The following is a 23,343-nucleotide window of genomic DNA, read 5'->3' on the forward strand; positions in this document are numbered from 1 at the left end:
CGTCTCAAATGCCGAGTGCCTGACGAGCGGCACCGAGGCCTTTCGGATCGTCCACCCAGTATTCCTGGAGCAGCGGTAGGACTTCATGCGTGAGCACATCCGTCAGCCATCCTTCCGCATCGTGAACTTCCGAATTGGGGACGAAGAAGCTGTGTCCGATGCGGTAGCCGCTGCCAAGATTGGCCGCATCTCCGGTAATGCGCTCATTTACCAAGGCCATGCCCTGGATGATGCGATCACACACTCCGGGGGAAATCTTTTTGGACTCCAAAAAGCTACGGAAGGCAGGATGAGCAAAGCCCGGTTCCATTTCGACAAAGGCAAAGCGTCTGCGCAGGGCGTAGTCCACCATGCTTAGCGAACGGTCCGCCGTGTTCATGGTGCCAATGATGAAGACATTCTCCGGCACATAAAAACGATCTTCGTGAGACGAGGTGTAGGTGAGAGGCAGCGCATAGGATGGGCTCCGTTTATCGGACTCGATGAGCATCATTAGCTCGCCGAGTATTTTGGAGAGGTTTCCCCGGTTGATCTCATCAATGATGAACACATGTGGATCATCCGGTCGAGTCATGGCCTGACGGCAGAAGCGGTAAAACGGGCCGTCTCTCAAAACGAACCCGCCGTTGCCATCGGGGCGGTAGCCCTGCACGAAGTCCTCGTAGCTCATGCTCTGATGAAACTGGACCATCGGAGCGCGGCTCTCGTCTTTCACGCCCATCAGCAAATAGGCAAGGCGGCGCGCCACAAAGGTCTTTCCCGTGCCAGGTGCGCCTTGGAGCACGAGGTTTTTCTTCCGTCGGAGGGTGGTGCAGATGCTTTCGAGTTTCTCCTGCATCATGAAGAGATCCTTCAAAGCGACACCCATATCATAGATGGACGGCTCGGAGGCTGCTGATTCCACGTCCGACTCCGCTAGCTCGATCACCGAGTCAAATTCCGCCTTCGTCAGCCGCAAAATCGAGGCTTGAGAGAAGCTGAGCGGTTCGCTCGCCTTCAGTAGCGGCTGGGCTTTCATCTCATCCAGCAGCACAGGACGCCGCAGTTTCTCGATGATGGAAAAACCGACACCAACGCCTCCTGTCTCGGCCATGCCGCGAGTCACGCGACAGATCGCCACGGCAAATCGCTTCGGCGATGTCACATAGGCAATGGCGAGGTCTCCGGGACGTGCTGCGGCAAACCACTGCGGTTTTTGGCGCTTGCGACCGTTCTGATTGACCGCTGTGTAAACTTCAACCTCATCGTTGGACACCTTCTCCTTCTCGATGCGGCTCTCGATGTCCCAGATGTCTGGATTGCAGTTGAACCACCAGTAATTGGGAGCTGCTGATGAATTGCCGGGTTGCTCTTGGACTACCGAGGTGTCGGGATTGCTGCTGTAGAACTCGCGGATGGCCGCCATCAATTCTGCTTTATCCTCAAGGCGACTGAGTGTGACCTGTGGCAATTGCACGCCATCCGGCACGTCCATCCCACGGTCATCCAGCCACTCCACGGATCGCTGGTGGCAATGTCGTGCTGCTGCGCCTTCAACAAACTCATACTCACCGCGCACCACACCGCGTCCGAGGATACGAAACAGGCCGCCTTTGAGGAAAACCTCGTCCCCCTCCTGCATTCCTTGGGCAAAGTCATGAAGCATGCTGCCGACAATGTTCTTCCCCGCATCCGGTTCTGTGGTGGCCAACGCTTCGCGAACCTGATCCAACTCGGTCAAATGGCTCAGATCTCCTGTTTTCCCCCATCCAATCGTGATGTGTGACTGCTCGCGCCACTCAGGCAGCAGTTTGGCGTTTTCTCCGGGCGCGATAAGCCAGATGGGGCGTGCCTTGTTTTGGGCGACCTCTTTGAGACCTTGCAGGAGGAGCTCCGTTCGTGAATTAGGCTCCATGATGAGCTGCCAGAGTTCTGGGCGATGATCCTCCGAGTAGGGACTACGCTTCATCGAACGAAAGTGATCCCTCACGCAAAGAGATACAGCAAGATGCTCCTGCTGAAGGGCGACGTTCTCCAAATACTCATCCAGCTCAAAGGTGAACACAGCATAAGCATGGCCGTCGATTTGAATCTCGAAAACACTCCAGCGGTGAGATGCCTGAGCTGCGATCGGGGAATCCTCCCGCAGCACCAGTCTGACGATTTTCTCCGTCTTGCTTGCGCCATAGTCCATCACCACCCAACGGCCATACATGATGCGGAAAGCCGTGCATGGCACCTTCGGAGCCTTCGTGGTCTGGTAAACTTTGCTGCTGATGATCAACCGCACACCTCCTGTGTTGTCGCCGTCATCCAAGTCGAAAAGGTAGCTGCGCAGTCGGTCGAGCACGACGTCTGCCTGCTGCCGGTCATCAAACATGAAATCAAACGGGTGCCCAAACTTCTGCGGGGAACTTTCAGCCCAGAGATGGGCCTGACGTGAGAACTCAATGACATCTGGTCCCACCACTCGCCGCAACTCGTGAATCCAAGATAGATATGAGGCCCCATCGTCTGGTTCAGTGGTAACTCCCTTCGTTTTAGCGAAGGCGATGTTCTTGCGATCCAACGCGGGCCAGGCTTGCGGACGGCACCAGAAAAAGCCCATGGTCAGAGTGGCTTTGCCGACCTTGCGAAGCGCAAAACAGGCGTCGAGCATTTCGGCTGTGAGAGTTCCTTCTTCTGGACTGGATTTCATCAGCACCTCAAAGACCTCCCACAGCGTTTCGACGTGATGGGGATCGCGTCGCTTTGAATATGGCATCAGCCAGGCAGACTGGTTGTTGAGGATCGGCAGTCCGTCGTAATCCTGCGGAACTTCCGAAGTGAGCGACCATCGTTCCTTGAGGAAGCGCCACATGGCTGTGCGGTTCGTATCCGTGACACCACGATTGAAATTGCCCATGAAGGTGAATGGGTCGATTTCGAGAAGCTCAAAACGCCGTCCATCGGCATCCATGTCCTCAATGGAGCTGGCTTTGAGGCCCGCCGCACGCATGTCTCGAATGACTTGAATCAACTCCGGCTGATGCCGCCGGTAGGCACGCAATTTTTCCGCCGCCTCTTGATGAATGGGAACCCAGGTGAACATGGTCGCTCAGCATGGCAAGTGGGTAACGATGCACAACCTTGGAGACATCTTCAGCCGTCGAGCGGCACAGCGAGGTCGGTGTAAGCGGTTGTTTTGACGATTACCTACTTCTCCCACCCACGAATCTTCACGTGCACCTGCGCCACCTTGCCCATGTAGTGGTCCATGGCGAAGTCTTTGGCAGCTTTGAGCATGTGATCCTTGGCTTTGGCATCGTCGCCAGTGGCCTCGAAATAGAGGCCGAGGTAGAGATGCGCATAGCAGCGGTGGTTGCGCAGGCGTTCGCCTTCGCCTTCCTCGGCGGCCTTCAGCACGGCCTCCTCGCTGCCTTTGCCGGCGAAGAGTTCGTGAACCTGCTTCATCGGGATGCGGCTGTCGCCTTCGATGGGAATGAAGACCTTGCGCGCGGCCTCCACGCCCTCGCCCTTGGCGATGCAGAGGAAATGCCAGGCGGCGTTCTCCACGTCGTTGCCGTTCACGGTTTGATGCACTTCAAACTGTTCGCGCCCGCCTTTGAAATCGCCCGCGTAGTAGAGCGAGAGGCCGCGCTGCCAGAGCTGCGGCTTGGAATCAGGCGCGAGGGTGATCAGCTTGTCGAACGCGGCGACGGATTCCTTCGGTTTGGCATCGAAGAAGGCATCCACGCCCTGCTTGAACAACGCGTTTGGCGTTTCCTGCGCTTCAACGGAGGACAACAGGCCAAGCAGGAGGAGGGAGAGCAGTTTTTTCATGATGTTCGTCAAACGTCGCCGCCACCGGGTTTTGCGCAACTCACAGCCACGCGAGCGGCAGGGGCAGAATCAACGCCAGATCGGACAGCACGCGATGTGCCTCGACCGAAACATGTTTTCCGGAACGCTGCACGAGCGTGTGCAGCACGACGGCACCGAGCGCCGCCTGCGCCGGTCCGCGCAACGCATGCTCCAGCGTGCCAAACTCGATCATCCACAGCACCGCGAGCGTGAACAGCAGCGTGCCGATCACCAGCGCCGCATGTCCTGCCGTGTTGTTTCGCTCTCTCGCGGAGATGCCGTGCAGATTGCAGGCAAACAGCAGCGCCAGCAGCAGCGATTCCAGCACCGGCTCAAGGATGCTGTCCGGCATCGCGAGAAACCGCGTGCTCGTGGTGCAGCCCAGCGCGAAGAGCAGCGCGGCGGTCATTTCCTTGGGCACCACCTGGCCCATGCGGATTTCCAACTGCCGCAGAAACGACAGCACCATCACGCCCAGCACGAGCAGGCTGAGAGCGAAACGATACCCCGTGGACATCGGCATGTCTGAAATGAGCGTGATGCCACCCAGTCCGGCGCAGCAGATGAACACATCACGCGAGACTCGGCTGCTCCGCGCCGACCACGACGCGAGATACAAGGCCACCAGCAGCGACAAACCCACGGCCTGCCATAAGATGCCTTCGGGGATGACATAAAAAGCCATCCACGCCAGCACCAGCAGCGCCGGGGGGATAACGCCCAGCATCAGCACGCGGCGGTGGCGGTGATAAAAAGCATGCCGCGCATCCAGTTCGCCGACGTTCTTCGTGCCAAAGGTATCGAGCGTGCGGTCGAGCACATAGATCACCCAGCAGGCGAGCGCGAGGCCGGCATCCAGCAGCGGCGTGAGCCGGATCCCGTGCGCCTGCGCCAGCACGCGCTGCCACAGCACGGCCACGAGCGGCGCTTCCAGGCTCAGCACATGCGGCCACAGCCACCACGGCGTGCGTTTGGCGTGGTTGGGTTCACTGGTTGGTGTCCGTTCGGTCAAGCCGCGTTCTTTAGGAGCGGTTCACAGCGGCAGCAAGCGGCGATGCGGCGGAAACCTGTGCTCGAAGGTTGCGATGAGAGTGGCACGCGACACTTTGACGTACCCCATGATCGGCGATGACTATTTCGAACTGCGTTCACGTATTGGCACAGACCTGCTGGCTCTCGCTGCGGCGCTGCGTGAATCCGGTGGCGATGTCGAGTCCGCCGCCATCATCGACAATCTCATCGCCAGCCTGAAGGAACCGTTTGTCTTCGTGGTCGTGGGCGAGGTGAACGTGGGCAAATCGACTTTCCTCAATGCGCTCTTCGGCCAGGATTTTTCCCAAACCGGCATTTTGCCGACAACGGGCAAAATTCTCTTCTTCCGACACGGCACGGAGCACAGCGTGGTGCCGGTGACGCCGACGCTCGATGAAGTGTATGCGCCGGTCGATTTCCTGCGCGACTTCCACATTGTCGATACGCCCGGCACGAACTCCGTCGAGAACGAGCATCAGATGATCACGGAGCGCTTCGTGCCCATCGCTGATCTGGTGATCTTTGTTTTTTCAGCGATGAATCCATGGGGAGCTTCCGCCTGGCAGTTTTTGGAAAAAGTGCATCGCGAGTGGATGCGCCATGTGGTGTTCGTGCTCCAGCAGAGCGATCTGCGCAGCCCGGAGGAAATCCAGGTCATCACCGACTACATGGGCCAGCTCACGCGGCAGCGTTTTGGCCGTGATTTCCCGTTGTTCGCCGTTTCGGCCAAAAAAGCCTTCCTCGCACGCAGTTCCGGCATCGACCGCGAGCGCCTGCTGCAGGACAGCGGATTTCACGCGCTTGAGTCCCACATCTCCGGCCTCGTGCGGCACAACGCCGCGCGTCTGAACAAGCTGGCCAGCACCATGCGGCTGGCGCGCCAGATTCTCGACCAGATGCGCGAGCGCTTCGTCACTGGCATGCGCAACGCGCAACGCAAGGCAGCCGTGTTGCAGGAGTTGCAAACCGAGCGAGAGCTTCAGGTGGACCGCACCTTGAAGAAAATCCTTCCAGCGCTCGATGCCACGGAGCGTGACTACCACGAATCGGTGATGCGTGTGGCAGGACTCGCCAACGACGCGCTCGCGACGCGCAAAGCCTTTCAGCGCAAAGATGCCGAGGACGAAAACGAATCCGGCGCACGCCAGCAGAGCCTCGACCACCGTCTGTTTCAGGAATTGCAGCACCGCACCGGTGACCGCTGGCGGCAGGTGAGCCTCGTGCTCGAAGAAGACGTGCATCAGTTCGAGCGCTTCCTGTATGCCCAGGGCCGTGGGATTCTGTTCCCGGTGGATGTGGTCATGCCGTCGCATGATTACGGCGAGGAGGAGAGCGAGCTGCGCCGTCGTTTCGGCACGCATGTCGATTCGTCGCTTCGTCGCTTCGTGATCGGCCTGAAGCTTGATGAGGACATCGAACCCGGACTCGAGAGTGCGCGAGTGACCGCACGCTGGCTGCCACGTCTTGTCCTCCCGGTGGTGATCGCGACGGCGCTGTGCGGCTGGTTTGACGGCATGACGAGCGCAGGCATCGCCGCCGGTGCGGGAGTGCTGCTCCTCGCGGTGGTTTATCTGCTCACCCAGGTCCGGCTGAGCAACGCCCGCAACGCCATCCTCGACAAGCTGGAGGAATCCTCCGTCACGCTGCGCGACATGCTGTCCAAACAGGTCACTGAGGATGTCACCGCCATTTTCACGAAGTTCCTCGACACCCTGAACCCGGCCCAGGCCAACGCTGTGCATGTGGAGCGCGAGCAGTCCACTCACGTCGAGCGCCTGCGCCAGCTCGCCGAATCCTTCGATGGGCTCGACAAGCAGATCCGTTCGCTGACGTCGGCCCGTGCTGAGAATTGACCCAGGCTGTCCTTCACGGGATTTTTTGTCATTCTGATTTCATCATTTTCCCCGTGTCTCCCTCCGAGATCAAAACCGAACTCCTCGCCAAGGCCCGCTCGCTCGGCTTTGACGACTGCCGCATCGCGCCCGCGCTGCCCGCCGCGCATCGGGAACTGTATGAACAATGGGTCGCCGAGGGCAAGCACGGTGACATGGCCTGGATGGCACGCAACATTGAGCGCCGCACCGATCCACGCGTTGTCCTGCCCGGTGCACAAAGCGTCATCGTACTGGCGCTGAATTATTTTCAAGGCCCCGGCCCGCAAACCGACTATCGCATCGCCCGTTACGCCTGGAACGACGATTACCACGATCTCATCGAGAAAAAGCTCCGCGAACTCGACGAATTCCTCATTGCTCATGGCGGCATACAGCGGCGCTACGTTGATACCGGTCCCGTTTTGGAGCGTGACTTCGCCAGCGAGGCTGGTCTCGGCTGGGGTGGCAAAAGTACGATGCAGATCCACCGCCATCTCGGCACTTGGTTCTTCCTCGCCGACATCCTGACCACGCTCGACCTGCCTGCCGACACGCCCGCGAAGGACATGTGCGGCAAATGCACCCGCTGCATCGACGCCTGCCCCACGCAGGCCATCACCGCGCCCCAGCGTATGGATGCACGTCGCTGCATCTCCTACCTCACCATCGAGCACAAGGGCAGCATCCCGCTCGAGTTCCGCCACGCCATCGGCGACCGCATCTACGGCTGCGATGCCTGCCTCGATGCCTGCCCGTGGAACCGCCACGCCCAGGAAGCGCGCGAAGCCGCATTCCAGGCCCGCGAAACCGTCTTCTCCAAGTCCTTGCGCGACTTCCTCTTGCTCACCGACGACGACTTCCGCGCCCTCTTTGCCAAATCCCCCATCAAGCGCATCAAGCGCCCCGCGTTTCTCCGCAACGTGTGCGTCGCTCTCGGCAATGTCGGCACGCCGGACGATTTACCCGCTCTCAAGGCCGCCGCGGACGATCCCCAACCTCTCGTTGCCGAGCACGCACAGTGGGCCATCGCCGAAATCCGCCAGCGGCATGCCCTCCAAAGCAGCCCATCGCCCGACACTTGACCGTTGACCCCTTGACCGTTGACATCTCCGGTGATTCCCCCTACTCTCCGCCCGCTTTCGAGCGTGGCGAGGTAGCAAAGTGGTAATGCACTGGTCTGCAAAACCGGTATGCGCGGGTTCAATTCCCGCCCTCGCCTCCACTTCTCCAACCATCCACGTCTCATTGCCATGAGCGAAGATCCAGAAGATCCGAGAAAGGAAGGATTCCCGACGCATATCCCCACGCCTGACACGCAATCCGGTGGCAGTCCGGTGATCGGCTCCGTGCTTTCCTTCATCAGCATCATCATGTTGGCGCTCATTCTGCGTCTGGCCGTGCCGAAAGAAGACAGTGAGTTGGAACTGGGCCTCCTGCTCGTCGCCATCGGCTTCGCCCAAGTCTGGTTGATCTTCAATTTTCTGAAGTCATTCCGCAAGTGAGGCCGGGTGCGAAAGACAGTGCCGTCGTTTGCGGTTGATTGAATCTGCATGAAACGCCTCTCACTCGCTGTCCTCGTTGCTCTCTCAGTCTCCCACGCCGAAGAAAAGCCCGACCTGCCCCTTGTGGACCTTTCGGATCAAAAGGACCGCCAGACCACGATCGCCGCTGGCACGGAGCAGGTTTATCAAGGCCACCCAACGACGACCTTGATGCCGGATGGTAAAACGATCTACTGCGTGTGGTGCATCAATCACGGTGGTGCCGCAGGACCAATGTCACGCAGCGATGACGGTGGCGTGACGTGGTCACGCTTGGATGAACTTTTGCCTCCCGGCTTCAAAACGCATCAAAACTGCCCCAGCATCTACCGCATGACCGATTCGGCGGGCAAGGAACGTCTGTGGGTCTTCTCCGCCGCCAAAGACAATCGCAAAGGCCCCGGCATGCCCAGCATCATGAGTGAGGACGCGGGCAAGACGTGGAAGGAGATGCCGCCGCTCGGTTTTCCGTGCGTGATGACTTTCAGCAGCATCGTGCGTCTCAATGATGGCCGTTACCTCGGCCTCTATCACAAAGGCCCCGGCGGTGCCGACAAAGCGCCGCTTGAGGTGCTGCAAACGATCACCGCCGACGGTGGCTTCACATGGAGCGAGCCGAAGGTCGTCGCCGCAGTCGAAGGCAAAAATCCCTGCGAGCCGTTTGTTTTTCGCTCGCCCGATGGCGTGGAGCTGTGCTGCCTCATGCGCGAAAACACGCACAAGGAACGCAGCCTCATGATGTTCAGTCATGATGAGGGACAAACTTGGACGACACCGATGAACACTTCCTGGGGTCTCACCGGCGATCGCCATGCAGGCGTGTTCACCAAAGACGGCCGAATGGTCGTCGCCTTCCGCGATCAAGCGCTTAACAGCCCCACGAAAGGCCACTTCGTCGCCTGGGTCGGCACTTACGATGATCTCAAGCAGGCCAAGCCCGGCCAATACCGCGTCAAACTTCTCCACAGCAACGCAGGCGGAGACTGCGGTTATCCCGGCATGGAACTCCTGCCCGACGGCACCATCGTCGCCACCACCTATGTGAAGTATGCGCCGGGCAAGGAAAAGCACAGCGTCGTCAGCCTGCGCTTCGATTTGAAGACCACGGACGCGATGGTGACGAAGTGAGGAATGATTCGTGATGTGTGAATCACGCCCGAACTCCGTTTCCAGCAGAACGAATATCTCATCACGTGTCATGTGCCGTCTCCTCCTTTTCCTCGTCTCCACATCCAGTGTCTTTGCGCAGCCCCTCCTCGTCGAAAACGGCCAGCCTCGTGCCGAAATCATCATCTCGGAAACGCCCACGCGCATGCAGCGTGTCGCCGCGCATGAGTTTCGCATGCAGATCGAGAAGATCAGCGGCGCGCGGCTGCCCATCGTTACGCAGCCGAGCGGACAGGCGGTGAAGGTGTTCATCGGCGCGAGTAAGTCGTGCCCGGTGAACGCGGAGGCACTCAAGGAGGGCGCGTATCGCATCGCCACGGGTGCGGACTGGATGGCGCTCGTCGGTGATGACAGCGATTTCACGATCACGGAACCGTTTGCGAAGCACAATGGCGACATCCCGCGTGCGCAGGAGGAATGGCATCAGCTCACGCACTCGACATGGAGCCTGCACTCGGCCGGTTTGTATAAAAACAGGCTGCGACTGCCCGGCGACATCGGAAAGCCCGACGGCGTGCCGACGGCGAAGAACGAGTTCCTCGACGTGTGGGGCATCGACGAGCGCGGCAGCTTCAATGCGGTGTGCGGCTTCCTGCAAAAGCTCGGCGCGCGCTGGTATCTGCCGGGTGAACTCGGTGAGGTGCTGCCCTCGCTGAAGACCATCGAGCTGCCAAAGCTCGAAGAGACGGTGCGACCAGATTTCTCGCTGCGGCAGTTCAACTTCCGCTTCAGCATCGTCGGCTGGGAGACGGCGCTGTGGACGATGCGCCTCGGCATGCGCAACGACGAGCGCCTCATGGTCGCGCATGGCATGGACACGATGACGGGCAATGACGCCACCTTCGCCGCGCACCCGGAGTGGTTCGCGCTCTACGGCGGCAAGCGCGACTACCGCCCCGGCGACAGCAAGAACCAGCTCTGCTACTCGAACGACGAACTCTTCCGCGAGACCGTGCGCTTCGCCCGCGAGACGCTCGACCACTATCCCTTTGAAAGCGTTTCCATCATGCCGCCGGACGGCTACACGGCCATCTGCCAGTGCGAGAAGTGCAAGGGCAAGGACTCTCCCGAGCGCAATGAGCGCGGCCTGCTCAGCGACTATGTATGGGACTTCGTCAATCGTGTGGCCAAAGAGGTCGGCAAGACGCATCCCACCAAAAAGATCCTCAACTGCGCCTACGGCGTTTACACACTGCCGCCGCTGAAGATCGACAAACTGGAGCCGAATGTGGTCGTCGGCATCGTCGGTGGTCGCAGTCCGGTTTACAAAGGCCGCCGCAAGGCGAACGACGAATCGTCACCCGAGGCGCTGCGTGCCGCGTGGGCGGCGAAGAGCGCGAATCCGATCTTTATCTTCGAGAACTACCCGTTCACGGATCGCGGCTGGTATCTGCCATCATTCGTGCCACATGCGCTGGGCGACACGATCAATGCCACGAAGGGCGTCTCCAGCGGCGAGGACATCTGGCTCACCGTGCGGCAGGATTTCGACAAAGTCGGCATCGGCTTCAATCACTTCCAGGTCTATTTCACCGCCCGTGCCTACTGGGGAGGCAAGGCCTACGACGCCGACGCCACGCTGCGCGAATATTGCCGTCTCTTCTACGGCCCCGCCGAGCAGCAGATGCTCGCCTTCTTCAACCACTGCGAGCAGCACTACGCCGCGATGGATGAGGACAAGGCGAAGGCGGATGAGGCGCTCGCGCTCTTCGAGAAGGCCAAGGCCAAAGTCAGTAGCGGAAGTCGTGAGACTTCCGACGCTTTGGAAGACTCACGTCTTCCTCTACAAACCTATGCGGCTCGCATCGCCCTCATCGACGACTATCTCAAAGGCCTGCGCATGAAATCGCAGCAGCTCGGTCAGAAACGCGGCCCCGTGCCATTCGTGCGCCTCGTGGGCGACGCGAAGGACGTCGTCATTGATGGCAAACTCGATGACGAATACTGGCAAAAGTGCCCCACCGCCGCCACCGGCCGTCTGCGCGAGTTGCAAACCGGACGCGCGCCCACCTTTGGCACCACCTTCAAAGCCGGCTGGCAGGGGAATAGCGTCTGCTTTGCGGTTCGTTGCGATGAACGCCGTGGCGAGAAGCTCAATATCGCCGCCACCCGTGAGGACGATCAAGCCATCTGGTATGGAGACGCCATCGAGATCGAACTCGCCACTGAAACGCACTCGTATTACTCCATCGCCATCAGTCCGAACGGCCACATCGTCGATCTCGACCGCGGTGCGCCACGCGGCCAGTGGTTCGGCTGGGATTCCAAGGCGGAGGTCGCCACGCACATCGCCGACGATCACTGGACCGTCGAGATCCGCATCCCCGTCACGCAGGATGAAAACGATCCGCTGCATCAGGTCATCGGCCGCAAACCGATCCAAACACTGCCGTGGCACATCAACCTCTGTCGCCAGCGCATTCGCGAAGACGGCCAGGAGCACAGCGCCTTCTCCCCCACCGGCATCGAGGGCTTCCACGAGCCGATGAAATTTGCGCACTTCTATGATGGACGCTCGCACGTCTTCGACGCCGATCCCAGCGTCACCGACTTCGTCATCGGCTTCCGCGAAGCATCCCAGCAGCGCAAAGCCGCTGGCTTTCTCGCCATTGCCGAAGGCAAGCTCACCGACTTCCAAAAAGCCGCCGCGCTGGAGCAGGCCGCGTTTTACGACAAAGCGAACGCACCCGCGATCATCGAGCGCATTCCCATCGACCCCGTGAAAAAAGCCGCGCAGATGCAACACCTGCTCGCCACCTTCAAAGCGCCCGAAGTCATCGCTCAATTCGCCAGCGAAGACATCTCCCAATGGCCCTTTTGGAAACGCGGCGATGGCTTCCACGCCCGTGGCCGCGCTTACTCGATCACCAAAACCGGCGACAAAGCCGAAGCGGACCTGAAAGCCGCGCTCGAGTTCACCAGCGAACCGCGCACCCGCGACGCGATCCTGCTCCTCCAAGGCCAAAACCGCGAAAACAATCTCAAGAACGACGATGCGGCCCTCGAAGCCTACAACGCCATCATCGCCGACCGCAAACAGATCGGCGGTGCCGACGAGTTTGGTGCCCTGCAAGGCATCGCCCGTGTTTTGACTCGAAAAGGGCGCTTTGATGAGGCGCTGGCCGTTTTGGACCGCGCGAACCCCGACAAGCTCCAGGGCGTGTGGAAGACCAACATCATGAAATCCATCGAAGCGGTGAAGCAGGCGCGGAAATAGTCCGACAGGTCGGCGCTGCCCGCGGCGTCTGATTCTGGCATGAAACGCTTCCTCCTGCTCCTCAGTGCCTCCGCTTTCGCTGCCGATGCGCCGACGCTTCACCCTAAAGCCTCAGCATTGACCTTCGCGCATCAAGGGCCGTTCGTGAGCACGGCAGATGGCGGTGTGCTGTGCATCGACTCCAAGACCGCACTCCGCAGCACAGATGAAGGTCGCACCTGGACGAACACGCCGCTGTTTGCAGAGCCTGCGAAGTTTACCGTGAGCAGCGAACGCGCCCTGCTGCGCACCCGTGAAGGCGTCGTCATCTCCGCATGGATGAATGGTGCGGAGCGCAAACAGCCCAAAGGCTGGCGCTGGGGCGAGAAGGATGTGAGCTGGAAGGAATTCGTGCTGCCCACCTACACCTGTCGCAGCACTGATGACGGCAAGACGTGGGAGACGCCGGTGAAGCTCAGCGATCCGTGGTGCGGCTGCATTCACTCGCTCATTCAGATGAAAACCGGCCGCATCGTGCTCGTGGGGCAGGAAATCATCCCGCAGTGGCGGCATGCGACGGTGATGTGGGTCTCGGACGATCTCGGCAAGACCTGGCAGCGCGGCGACATGCTCGATTACGGCATCGGCACGCATGATCACGCAGGATCGCTCGAAGGCAGCGTCATCGAACGCAAGGACGGCTCGCTCTACCTGCTGCTGCGCACGGAGTCGGGCTTTTTGTGGGAAGCGACCTCGCGCGATGGCTTGAAGTGGGACGGTTTGAAGCAAACGGCGATCCATTCGGTGACCTGTTGCCCCCAGATGGCACGTTTGGCCGATGGCCGCATCGCGCTGCTGTGGAATGCACCACCGCGGCATGATCCGACGAGTGGTTCGAGCCGTGTGGAGCTATCTTTGGCTTTCTCCGACGATGAAACGGCCTCGTGGTCAAAACCAGTCATCGTCGCGGCGAATTATGTGCCCGGAGGCCGCGTGTCCTACCCCTACCTCTACGAGCGCAAACCTGGCGAGCTCTGGATCACCACGATGCAGGGCGGCTTGCGGATGAAGATCAACACGGCCGATCTCGGCGCTGGTGAGATCCCTGTTTTCGTGCCACCACCCAAGGCGCAACCGAAGCCCGGCGGGATCATCATGTTCGGCGATTCCACCACTGCGCCACGTGGCAACTTGAAAGTGTATGCTGAGCACGTGGAGACCGCTTTGCAGAGCATCGGCTCCTCGCTTGGCGTTCACAACGCAGGCATCCCCGGCAACACGACGGCGCAGGCTCGCAAACGTCTTCAAGAGGATGTGCTGCGCCATAAGCCACGCGTCGTAGTGATGCAGTTTGGCATCAACGACTCGGCGGTCGATGTCTGGCGCAAGCCACCGATGACCAGGCCGCGCGTCACACTGGAGAGTTTCATCGAAAATTACCGCGTCATGATCGCCGAAACGCAGAAGCAAGGCGCGAAAGTCATCCTCATGACCACCAATCCGCTGCGCTGGACCTCCAAGCTCCGCGAACTCTACGGCAAGCCGCCCTACAACGCCGATGCCGAGGACGGTTTCGAGTCGCTGAATCTCGTCCGCTACAACGAGGCGCTCAGAAAACTCGCCACGGAACTGAAGGTGCCGCTCGTCGATGTTCACGCTGCTTATCCGGCCTTCGCGGCCCAAAACAAAACGACCATTGAGGAGATGGTGGCCGATGGCATGCACCCTGGTGACTTGGGCCACCAGCTTGTTGCGGAGTTGCTTGTGCCTGCCATCCGTGATGCAGTCCGCTAATCATCCACATTTCCCATGCGCCTTCTTGTCTTTCTCCTTCTCGCCCTCTCCATCCGTGCCGCCGAACCCGCCAAGATTGCCCCGGCGACAGAAACCGACGCCCGCCTGCACGCCGACGGCCAGGGCTGGAAGCTCGACAAGGCAAAGATCACCGATCCGAAGCTCCCGCGCGTGTTGCTCATCGGCGATTCCATCGTCGGCGGCTATCGCAAGGCCACCATCGCCGCGCTGGAGGGCAAGGCTTACGTCGATGTCTGGGCGAATCCGTATTGCCAGTCCGAGCACACAAACAAAGTGCTGGCCGATGTGCTCATGCACGGGCCGTATGACGTGGTGCATTTCAACATGGGCCTGCACGGCTGGCAGGAGGGCCGCATCAAGCCTGGAACCTACGAGCCGCTGACCAAAACCTACGTCGAGGTCATCAAGACGAAGCTGCCAAACGCCAAGCTCATCTGGGCCAGCAGCACGCCCGTCACCGTGAAGGACAAGCCCGCCAACCTCGATCCCGAAGTCAATCCCGTCATCATCGAGCACAACCGCATGGCGGCGAAGGTCATGGCGGAGATGCAGGTGCCGGTGAATGATTTCTACAGCGTGCTCGTGGACCAACGCGCCCTCGCCCGTGGCGACCGCTTCCACTGGACCGCGCCGGCTTACAGCTTGCTCGCCGACATGTGCATCGAGTCCATTCTCAAAGCGCTGCCGAAACGATAACGCAGCAAGAAGGCTGCTTCCGTGGCTGTTCAGTGGCGCATGAAACTCATCGCCGTTCTTCTTCTTCTTTCGACAGCCTGCTACGCCGAAATCTACCATGCCCAGGGTGAGATGGCCGGTGAAGTCACGGCGACCTCGGTCTTCCTTCAGAGCCGCCTCACGGTGATTCCGGGGCCGGTGCTTGATGAAAACGGCGATGTGCCAGGAAAAGAAGGCACCGCGTATTTTGAGTGGAGTGAGTCGGCGGATTTCGCCCAGCCGACACGCAGCAAGTGGTCCGAGGTTAAGGCGGATCGCGACTTCATCGTCCGCAGCGGTGTCAGCAGGCTCAAACCCGGCACGCTTTATCACTACCGCCTCGTTTTCGGCGAAACTCGTGAAACCGCCAAGCCCGGTCCCACGCGCAGCTTCAAGACGCTGAGCGAAAGCGGTCCCCTGAGCTTCTGCATGGGCAGTTGCATGAACTACCACGCCTTCATGCACGGCAAAGCCAACGGCGGCGGCCCTGTGACGGCGACGGAGGAGGACAAGCAGCTTGGCTATCCCTCTTTTGCCGCCATGGCGGCCTTGAAGCCCGATTTCTTCATCGGCACGGGCGACATCGTCTATTACGATCATCCCGCGAAACCTGCGGCACAGACGCTGCCGGAGCTGCGGAAGAAATGGCACGAGCAGTTCCGCTTTCCGCGCATGATCGAGTTCTTTGCCCACACACCGGCTTTTTGGTCCAAAGACGATCACGACTTCCGCTTCAACGACGCCGATCTCCGTGGCGAAAAGCTCCCAGCACCGACCACGGGCATCGAAATCTTCCGCGAGCAGATGCCTATCTTCGATGAAGAGGACCGCACCACGCCCACCTATCGCACGCATCGCGTTCACAAGCATTTGCAGCTCTGGTTTGTCGAAGGACGCGACTTTCGCTCGCCGAACAAAATGCCCGACGGTCCTGAAAAGACGATCTGGGGCCGCGAACAGCGCGAGTGGCTGCAAACGACGCTCAAAGCCAGCGATGCCGCGTGGAAGGTCATCATCACCCCCACGCCAATGGTCGGGCCGGATCGCAACAGCAAGACGGACAACCACACCAATCTCGCGGGCTTCAAACACGAGGCGGACAGCTTTTTCCAATGGCTGCGGGACAACGGCCTGAACAACGTCCTCACCTTTTGCGGTGACAGGCATTGGCAATACCACAGCATCCATCCGCTCGGCGTGGAGGAGTTTTCCGTTGGTGCTTTGAATGACGAAAATGCCATCCGTGGCGAAAAACCCGGCGGCCCGAAGACCACGGACCCCGAGGGCAAGATCAAGCAGCCCTACATCTACAAGGAGCCGACAGGCGGCTTCCTGCATGTCACGGTTAATGACGAGGCCCAGCTCGTGCTGGAGCATCGCGACGATCACGGCGAGGTGCTGAATTCGGTGACGAAGACAGTGCCTTGAGGCGGGCAGATTCGTCAAGAGGTCAAGGCTTCGCCGTCAAGGTGGTCAAAAAGGTGCTCCCGGCTCCTTTGCGCTCATCAGCGCCCATCTTGACTTCCTTGATTCTTTGACGCGCAGCACTTGACCTTCCCCCGCGAAGCACCTTGACCCGCTTCCCCCGCTTTTTACCTCTCACACTCTCAAAATCCCGTTTCCCCCGCCCCATGTCCGCCAAGCCTACCATCTACTACACGCTCACCGACGAAGCGCCGCTCCTCGCCACCTTTTCATTCCTGCCCATCGTGCAGGCGTTCACGAAGTCGTCCGGCATCGCGGTAGAGACGCGCGACATCTCGCTGGCGGGCCGCATCATCGCCCAGTTCCCGGATTTTCTGACACCTGAGCAGCGCATCAATGACGACCTAGCCTACCTCGGCAAACTCTGCCTGGAGCCCACCACGAACATCATCAAGCTGCCGAACGTCTCCGCGTCGCAACCCCAGCTCAAGGCCGCCATCGCCGAGCTTCAGTCCAAAGGCTACGCGCTGCCAAATCTCCCTGAAAATCCGCAGACGGACGCCGAGAAGGACATCAAGGCCCGCTACGCGAAAGTCATGGGCAGCGCCGTGAATCCGGTGCTGCGTGAGGGCAACAGCGACCGCCGCGCTCCAAAGGCCGTCAAAGACTACGCGAAGAAGCATCCGCATTCGATGGGCAAGTGGTCCGCCGATTCGAAGACCACTGTCGGCACGATGGGCAAGGATGATTTCTTCTCGAACGAGAAATCCGTGTGCGTGCCAGCAGCCACGGAAGTGAAGATCGAGTTCACTGGTAAGGACGGCAGCACGAAGGTGCTACTGCCAAAGCTCGCGCTCAAAGCTGGCGAGATCATGGACGCCACGAAGCTGAGCAAGAAGTCGCTCGTCGCCTTCTTCGAGCAGCAGATCGCCAAGGCAAAGGCCGATGGCGTGCTGTTCTCTCTCCACATGAAGGCCACCATGATGAAGGTGAGCGATCCCATCATCTTCGGCCACGCCGTCAGCGTGTTCTTCAAAGACCTCATCACCAAGCACGCCGCCACGCTCGCCGAGATCGGCGTCAATTTTAGCAACGGCTTTGGCGACCTCATCGCGAAGCTCGACAAGCTCCCTGCTGACAAAAAAGCAGAGATCGAAGCCGACATCCAGGCCGCTTACGCGAACGGTCCCGCTTTGGCCATGGTGAACAGCGACAAAGGCATCACCAATCTGCACGTGCCGAGCGACGTCATCGTCGATGCCTCCATGCCTGCCATGATCCGCGGCGGCGGCAAGATGTGGAATGCCGCCGGCAAGGAGCAGGACACGCTGGCCGTCATCCCGGACAGCAGCTATGCCGGCATTTACCAAGCCACGGTTGAGTTCTGCAAAAAGAACGGTGCGCTCGACCCGAAGACGATGGGCAGCGTGCCGAACGTCGGCCTCATGGCCCAGGCCGCTGAGGAATACGGCAGCCACAACAAGACCTTCGAAGCTCCCGCCGACGGCGTCATCCGCGTCACCGATAGCGCTGGCTCAGTGCTCTTTGAGCACGCAGTTGATCAGGGCGACATCTGGCGTGCCTGTCAGACCAAGGACGCGCCGGTGCAGGATTGGGTGAAGCTCGCCGTCAAACGTGCCCGTGCCAGCGGCGTGCCCGCCATTTTCTGGCTCGACAAAGCTCGTGCCCACGACGCCCAGATCATCGCCAAGGTGGAGAAGTATCTCAAAGATCACGACACCACCGGCCTCGACATCCGCATCCTCACGCCTGCTGAGGCTTGCACGTTCTCGCTGGAGCGCATCGTCAAAGGTGAAGACACCATCTCCGTCACTGGCAACGTCCTGCGTGACTACAACACCGACCTCTTCCCCATCCTCGAAGTCGGCACGAGCGCGAAGATGCTCTCCATCGTCCCGCTCATGAATGGCGGCGGCCTCTTCGAAACCGGTGCCGGCGGCTCCGCGCCGAAGCACGTGCAGCAGTTCCTCGAAGAGAATTACCTCCGCTGGGACAGCCTCGGCGAGTTCTTCGCCCTCGCCCCGAGCTTCGAGCACATCGCCGACACCTTCGGCGTCGCCAAAGCCAAAGTGCTCGCCGACACGCTCGACGCCGCGACCGGCAAGTTCCTCGAAAACGACCGCAGCCCCGGCCGCAAACTAGGCACCATCGACAACCGCGGCAGCCACATCTACCTCGCGCTGTATTGGGCGCAGGCGTTGGCCGCGCAAACCGCCGACGCCGAGCTGCAAGCCCAGTTCAAGCCCATCGCCGAAGCACTCACCACCAACGAAGCCAAGATCGTCGCCGAACTCCTTGCCGTCCAAGGCAAGCCCGTCGAAGTCGGCGGCTACTACAAGCCCGACACCGTCAAAGCAAATGCCGCGCTCCGCCCGAGCGCGACGTTCAACGCGATCCTGGCGAAGGTGTGAGAGAGGTCTGAACGCATGGGTGTCTCTACTCGAACTTGATCGAGTAGAGATCCGCGTCTTTGAGCGCAAAACGCAACCTGACCGGCTTTCCGGCGAGTGAACTGACGTCGCTGCCGTTTTTCCACACGACGGTGCGCTCGATGGCATCGCCGAAATGCTCTTCGGAGTCTTCCAAGGAGAATCCGGGCATCACTTTACCAGTCGCATCCTGAATCTCGACACGCACGCCACCGGCGGCGGAGGTGGCGAAGTTTATCGTGAGCTTCTTGCCGGTGAAGGTGAGCGGTTTGGTGATGAGTTCGCCGCCTTTCATTGGCGCGTGGATGGAAACGAAGCCGTCGAGGCGCAGCGTGTGGCGGCGCAGTTCGCTGCTGGTGCCGGTCCAGTAGTTTTCACCTGCGTAGAGCGAGAGTTCATTCGGTGCGCCCTCGAGTGCGGATTTGGTCTCGACCAGATGCCAGGCGATGTATTGCTGCCCGTAGTTCCAGGAGCCGGGACGTTCGATGCCGGGCGGCAAGAAGGCTTCGTTCCAGCGCTTGAACGCCACACCATCGCGGCTGGCCATGAAGAGGCCCTCGGTGATCGCCGTGCCGTAGCGCTGGTTGGCTTTCGCACGCCATTCGCGGTGCTCGTGCTCCGGCAGCGCACGCATGCTCTCCGACCAGCCGCGCTCGATGTAGCGCGTGGGAAAGCCGACCAGCAAATGCGGCGCGCGATGGTAGGGCTTCACCTGGTTTGTGTAGAGCTGCTCGCTCGGAGAATCGACGTAGCTCAGATCGTGCTGATTTTCCCAATGGAGGAAGTCTTTCGATGTGGCCGTGCGGATGGCGCGATCACCGGAGGGCTTCCAGTTCTTTTCGTCTGTCGTGCCACCGGTGAAATAACGCCAGTAGGCGCGATACACGCCGCTATTCGCATCCCAGAAGGCGAGATTCTGCGAATCAAAGGCTCCATCGGTGATCACCGGCGTCTCCTGCATCGGCGACCAGTGCAAACCGTCCGCGGACTGGAAGGCGAGCAGACCTTTGGGTGAACCCGAGCGCACGATGGCCTTGTAGCGTGATTCTGGCTTCGCGGCGGGATTGTCGTCCTTGAAGATCGCGATGTGGCCGGGGTCGGGATTCGCCGCGCCCATCTTTCCTGGAGAGAGGACGATGTTGTTGGCCTTCGAGCCGTTGAACTCGAACAAACCCAGCTCCGGCTTGCGCCAATGAATGCCGTCATCGCTCTCCGCGTAGCAGGTGAAGAGCGGATGCTCGCCCGTGTTCACTTTTCCCGGCGGTGTGACGGTGAGCTGCCACGCCTTGTAATACATGCGGTATTTGTCGCCGTCTTTAAAGACGCTGTGATAACCCGTGCCGCTGCCCTCCCACGGCATGTCATGCTTGATGGCGATCTCCTGCGGCTGTGGATGATGCAGGCGCTGTTCCGCCTTGCCGGTCATCTTCTCGATCAAGAAGTCATCCACAAACAATTCACGACGCGAACCGATGTCGATGGGATCGGCGGCGAAGAGGAAAGACGAAACCGCCAGGAAGAGGACGAGAACGGAAGATTTCATGCGAAGCACTACGAGAAGAGCGCTGGATTCTTTGCGCGTTGAAAGTTGGTCCCGTCAGGCACCTTTGATGTCGAATGCCAACGCTGTCCCGCACGGAAGACCCAAAGCCGCAAAGCCGCTGCCGTTTCGCGCTCGCCTGGTGCGACATCACGCCGCCGGCGGACATCTACCATCGCATGTGGGGCGCGGCGAAGCATGAGCGGGCGACAGGCGTGCATCGGCCGCTGCGGGCCACTGCGACGGTGTTCGCGCCGATGGAAGGCAGCGCACAGCAGATCCTGCTCGCGCTCGATCATTGCGTGATGGGAGCTACCGAGCACGCGAATCTCGTCGCTCAAGCAGCCGAGATTGGCGGTGTGGCGAAGGAGGAGATTCTCGTCGCCTTCTCGCACACACATGGCGCGGGCCTGATGGGACTGGATCGTGCGTCGTTGCCGGGTGGCGATTTGATTCCGCCGTATTTGCAGTCGCTCGGCGAGAAAGCGGGCGCTTTGATCCGCGACGCTATCGCCTCGTTGAAGCCCGCAGGCATCGTGTATGGCCGTGGCAGGTGCTCGTTGGCCACGCATCGCGATTTTTGGGACGGGAAGCAGTTCATCTGCGGTCACAATCCCGGCGTGCCCGTGGATGACACCGTCATCGTCGCCCGTGTGACCGATGACGATGGCAAGATGCTCGCCAGCATCGTGAACTACGCCTGCCATCCCACCACGCTCGCATGGGAGAACACGCTCATCAGCCCCGACTACATCGGCGCGATGCGCGAACTCGTTGAACGCGACACCGGCGCTCCCTGCCTCTTCCTGCAAGGTGCCAGCGGCGAACTCGGGCCGCGCGAAGGCTTCGTCGGCGACACCGCCGTGGCGGATCGAAACGGTCGCGAACTCGGTTACGCCGCTTTGTCGGCTCTCACCGCTCTTCCCGCCGCTGGGACGACCTTTGTGTATGCTGGCCCCGTCGTCTCCGGTGCCACGCTCGGCTCGTGGAAGCATCAACGCATCGACCTCACCGAAAAAGCCACTTGGAAGCTCCAACGCTGGCACGAGCCTCTACGCTATCGTCCTGGCCAGCCCACCGCCGAGCAAACCCAGGCCGAACTCGATCAATTCCAAGCCGACGAAGCCGACGCCCGCTCTGCTGGCGATGAAACCCGCGCCGCCGACTGCCGCGCCATGGCCGAACGCAAAACCCGCCTCCTCCATCGCCTCCGCCAGCTCCCGCCCGGCGAAACCTACCCACTCCAAGTCGTCCTCTGGCACCTCGGCGATGCCACCTGGCTCGGCGTGCAGGGCGAAAGCTACAACCTTCTCCAAACCGAACTCCGCTGCCGCTTCCCCGACAAGATCATCCTCATCGCCACCATCGCCGCCGACTGGGGCGCTTCGTATCTGCCGCCTCGCGAGCTTTACGACACCGGCATCTACCAAGAGACCATCGCCGTCGTCGCGGCGGGGAGTTTGGAACAACTTATCGAATCCATTGCAAAGCGAATTTCTTCTTAACCGCTAATAAGACGCTAATGGATTTATCAGCGTCTCATTAGCGTCATATCAGCGGTTCAAAATCTCCGAATTATACACCCATGAAAATCACCGCCATCGAAACGCTCGTCTGCCATGCCCGGATGCGAAACTGGGTGTTTGTCAAAGTCGTCACCGACCAGCCCGGCCTCATCGGCTGGGGTGAGGCGACGCTGGAGTGGCATACGCGGAGCATCGTGGGAGCCATCGAAGACATGTCGCACCTGCTCATCGGCGAGGACCCGACGCGGGTGGAATACCTTTGGCAGATGATGTACCGGCAGCACTTCTGGCACGGGCACGGCATCGTGCGCGCCACAGCGATTGCGGGCATCGACCTCGCGCTGTGGGACATCGTGGGCAAGGTGGCGAACATGCCGCTCTCGAAGGTGTTTGGCGGGCCGGTGCGGGATTGGGTGCGCACCTACTGCCATCTCGGCGGCGGCAAGATGGAGGATTTTTATCAAACGCCCGCCGACAACGCGAAACGCTTCGCCGAACTGGCGCAGCAGGCCGTGGCGGATGGTTACACAGCCTTCAAGAGCATGGCCGTGCCCAGCACGATGCCCATCGAAGGCATGAAACCCGTCCGCGCCGCTGCGGCAGCCGTCGCCGCCATGCGCGATGCCGTGGGGCCGGACATCGACATCATGGTCGATTGCCATGCGCGACCCTCGCCGGCCATGGGTCTTAAGTTTGGCAAAGCGCTCGATGATTTCGGCCTCTACTTCTTCGAGGAGCCCTGCTGGCCCGAGGCCGTCGATGGCCTGGCGAAGATCAACGCCGCGCTGACCACGCCCGTGGCCAGTGGCGAGCGCGTGACGAACCTGGAGGCCTTCAAAGACATGTTCGAGAAACGTGCCGTCGAAATCTGCCAGCTCGACATCACGCACTGCGGCGGCCTCAGTGCCGCGAAACGCATCGCCGCGCTCGCGGAGGCTCATCGCATTGCTTTGGCACCGCACAATCCGCAAGGGCCGGTGAGCACCGCCGCGTCGCTGGAGTTCGGTTTCAGCCAGCCGAGCTACATCATCTGCGAAACCGTCCACAACGACGTGCCGTGGCGTCAGGACGTGGTGGAGGAAGGCTTCATCGTCGAAAAACAAGGCCGCATCGTCCGCCCGAACTCCAAACCCGGCCTCGGCATCACCATCAACGAAGCCGAGGTGAAGAAGCACCCCTTCCAGCAGGAGATCGTGCTGCGTGAGTTCAGCCCGGATGGCGCGGTGACGGATTGGTGATTT

The 23,343-nt window shown here is 60.4% G+C and carries 15 protein-coding genes and 1 tRNA gene; 12 read left to right on the forward strand and 4 right to left on the reverse strand.

Annotated features, from left to right (window positions below; all coding sequences use genetic code 11):
• Window positions 1–4: 4 nt before the first annotated feature.
• From U1A53_RS07195 to U1A53_RS07205, 3 genes are all read right to left on the reverse strand, one after another.
• Window positions 5–3,070 (reverse strand): AAA family ATPase, encoded by a 3,066-nt coding sequence (locus U1A53_RS07195; protein ID WP_322279925.1) that lies wholly within the window; start codon window positions 3,068–3,070, stop codon window positions 5–7.
• A gap of 104 nt (window positions 3,071–3,174) precedes the next feature.
• Window positions 3,175–3,801, reverse strand: coding sequence for a tetratricopeptide repeat protein (locus U1A53_RS07200; RefSeq protein ID WP_322279926.1), 627 nt, complete (start codon window positions 3,799–3,801; stop codon window positions 3,175–3,177).
• A 40-nt stretch (window positions 3,802–3,841) separates the two neighbouring features.
• Window positions 3,842–4,834, reverse strand: a complete 993-nt coding sequence (locus U1A53_RS07205; RefSeq protein ID WP_322279927.1) for a hypothetical protein — start codon at window positions 4,832–4,834, stop codon at window positions 3,842–3,844.
• Window positions 4,835–4,940: 106 nt separating this feature from the next.
• Between U1A53_RS07205 and U1A53_RS07210 the strand changes: the two genes are divergently transcribed.
• The 10 genes from U1A53_RS07210 (at window position 4,941) to U1A53_RS07255 (ending at window position 19,018) form a co-directional block, all read left to right on the forward strand.
• The gene (locus tag U1A53_RS07210) at window positions 4,941–6,707 is read left to right on the forward strand and encodes a dynamin family protein (protein WP_322279928.1); all 1,767 of its coding nucleotides are present in this window, start codon (window positions 4,941–4,943) and stop codon (window positions 6,705–6,707) included.
• Between the two features lie 53 nt (window positions 6,708–6,760).
• Window positions 6,761–7,810 carry a tRNA epoxyqueuosine(34) reductase QueG gene (queG, locus tag U1A53_RS07215; RefSeq protein ID WP_322279929.1) on the forward strand — a complete coding sequence of 350 codons (1,050 nt, stop codon included), beginning with the start codon at window positions 6,761–6,763 and terminating at the stop codon, window positions 7,808–7,810.
• A 65-nt stretch (window positions 7,811–7,875) separates the two neighbouring features.
• A tRNA-Cys gene (locus U1A53_RS07220) sits at window positions 7,876–7,950 on the forward strand.
• Window positions 7,951–7,978: 28 nt separating this feature from the next.
• Complete coding sequence (locus tag U1A53_RS07225) at window positions 7,979–8,230, forward strand: hypothetical protein (RefSeq protein ID WP_322279930.1); 252 nt, start codon at window positions 7,979–7,981, stop codon at window positions 8,228–8,230.
• A gap of 48 nt (window positions 8,231–8,278) precedes the next feature.
• Entirely contained in the window at window positions 8,279–9,397 is a 1,119-nt protein-coding gene (locus U1A53_RS07230; RefSeq protein WP_322279931.1) for a sialidase family protein, read from the forward strand.
• A gap of 70 nt (window positions 9,398–9,467) precedes the next feature.
• Entirely contained in the window at window positions 9,468–12,653 is a 3,186-nt protein-coding gene (locus U1A53_RS07235) for a DUF4838 domain-containing protein (protein WP_322279932.1), read from the forward strand.
• A 39-nt stretch (window positions 12,654–12,692) separates the two neighbouring features.
• Window positions 12,693–14,426 carry an exo-alpha-sialidase gene (locus tag U1A53_RS07240; RefSeq protein WP_322279933.1) on the forward strand — a complete coding sequence of 578 codons (1,734 nt, stop codon included), beginning with the start codon at window positions 12,693–12,695 and terminating at the stop codon, window positions 14,424–14,426.
• A gap of 15 nt (window positions 14,427–14,441) precedes the next feature.
• On the forward strand, window positions 14,442–15,143 hold the full coding sequence (locus U1A53_RS07245) for an SGNH/GDSL hydrolase family protein (RefSeq protein WP_322279934.1): 702 nt from the start codon (window positions 14,442–14,444) through the stop codon (window positions 15,141–15,143).
• Between the two features lie 39 nt (window positions 15,144–15,182).
• Entirely contained in the window at window positions 15,183–16,589 is a 1,407-nt protein-coding gene (locus U1A53_RS07250; RefSeq protein ID WP_322279935.1) for an alkaline phosphatase D family protein, read from the forward strand.
• Window positions 16,590–16,792: 203 nt separating this feature from the next.
• A complete protein-coding gene (locus tag U1A53_RS07255) occupies window positions 16,793–19,018 on the forward strand; it encodes an NADP-dependent isocitrate dehydrogenase (RefSeq protein ID WP_322279936.1) in 2,226 nt (741 codons plus the stop codon).
• A 25-nt stretch (window positions 19,019–19,043) separates the two neighbouring features.
• On the opposite strand, the gene U1A53_RS07260 is transcribed toward U1A53_RS07255, so the two are convergent.
• Window positions 19,044–20,579: a hypothetical protein gene (locus U1A53_RS07260; RefSeq protein WP_322279938.1), complete on the reverse strand. Its 1,536-nt coding sequence runs from the start codon at window positions 20,577–20,579 to the stop codon at window positions 19,044–19,046.
• Between the two features lie 74 nt (window positions 20,580–20,653).
• Here U1A53_RS07260 and U1A53_RS07265 point away from each other — a divergent pair, with 74 nt between their 5' ends.
• Together U1A53_RS07265 and U1A53_RS07270 are read left to right on the forward strand one after the other, a co-directional pair.
• On the forward strand, window positions 20,654–22,081 hold the full coding sequence (locus U1A53_RS07265; RefSeq protein ID WP_322279939.1) for a hypothetical protein: 1,428 nt from the start codon (window positions 20,654–20,656) through the stop codon (window positions 22,079–22,081).
• An 80-nt stretch (window positions 22,082–22,161) separates the two neighbouring features.
• The gene (locus U1A53_RS07270; protein WP_322279940.1) at window positions 22,162–23,340 is read left to right on the forward strand and encodes an enolase C-terminal domain-like protein; all 1,179 of its coding nucleotides are present in this window, start codon (window positions 22,162–22,164) and stop codon (window positions 23,338–23,340) included.
• Window positions 23,341–23,343: the final 3 nt, after the last annotated feature.

This window comes from Prosthecobacter sp., from assembly GCF_034366625.1.
Lineage (GTDB): Bacteria > Verrucomicrobiota > Verrucomicrobiia > Verrucomicrobiales > Verrucomicrobiaceae > Prosthecobacter.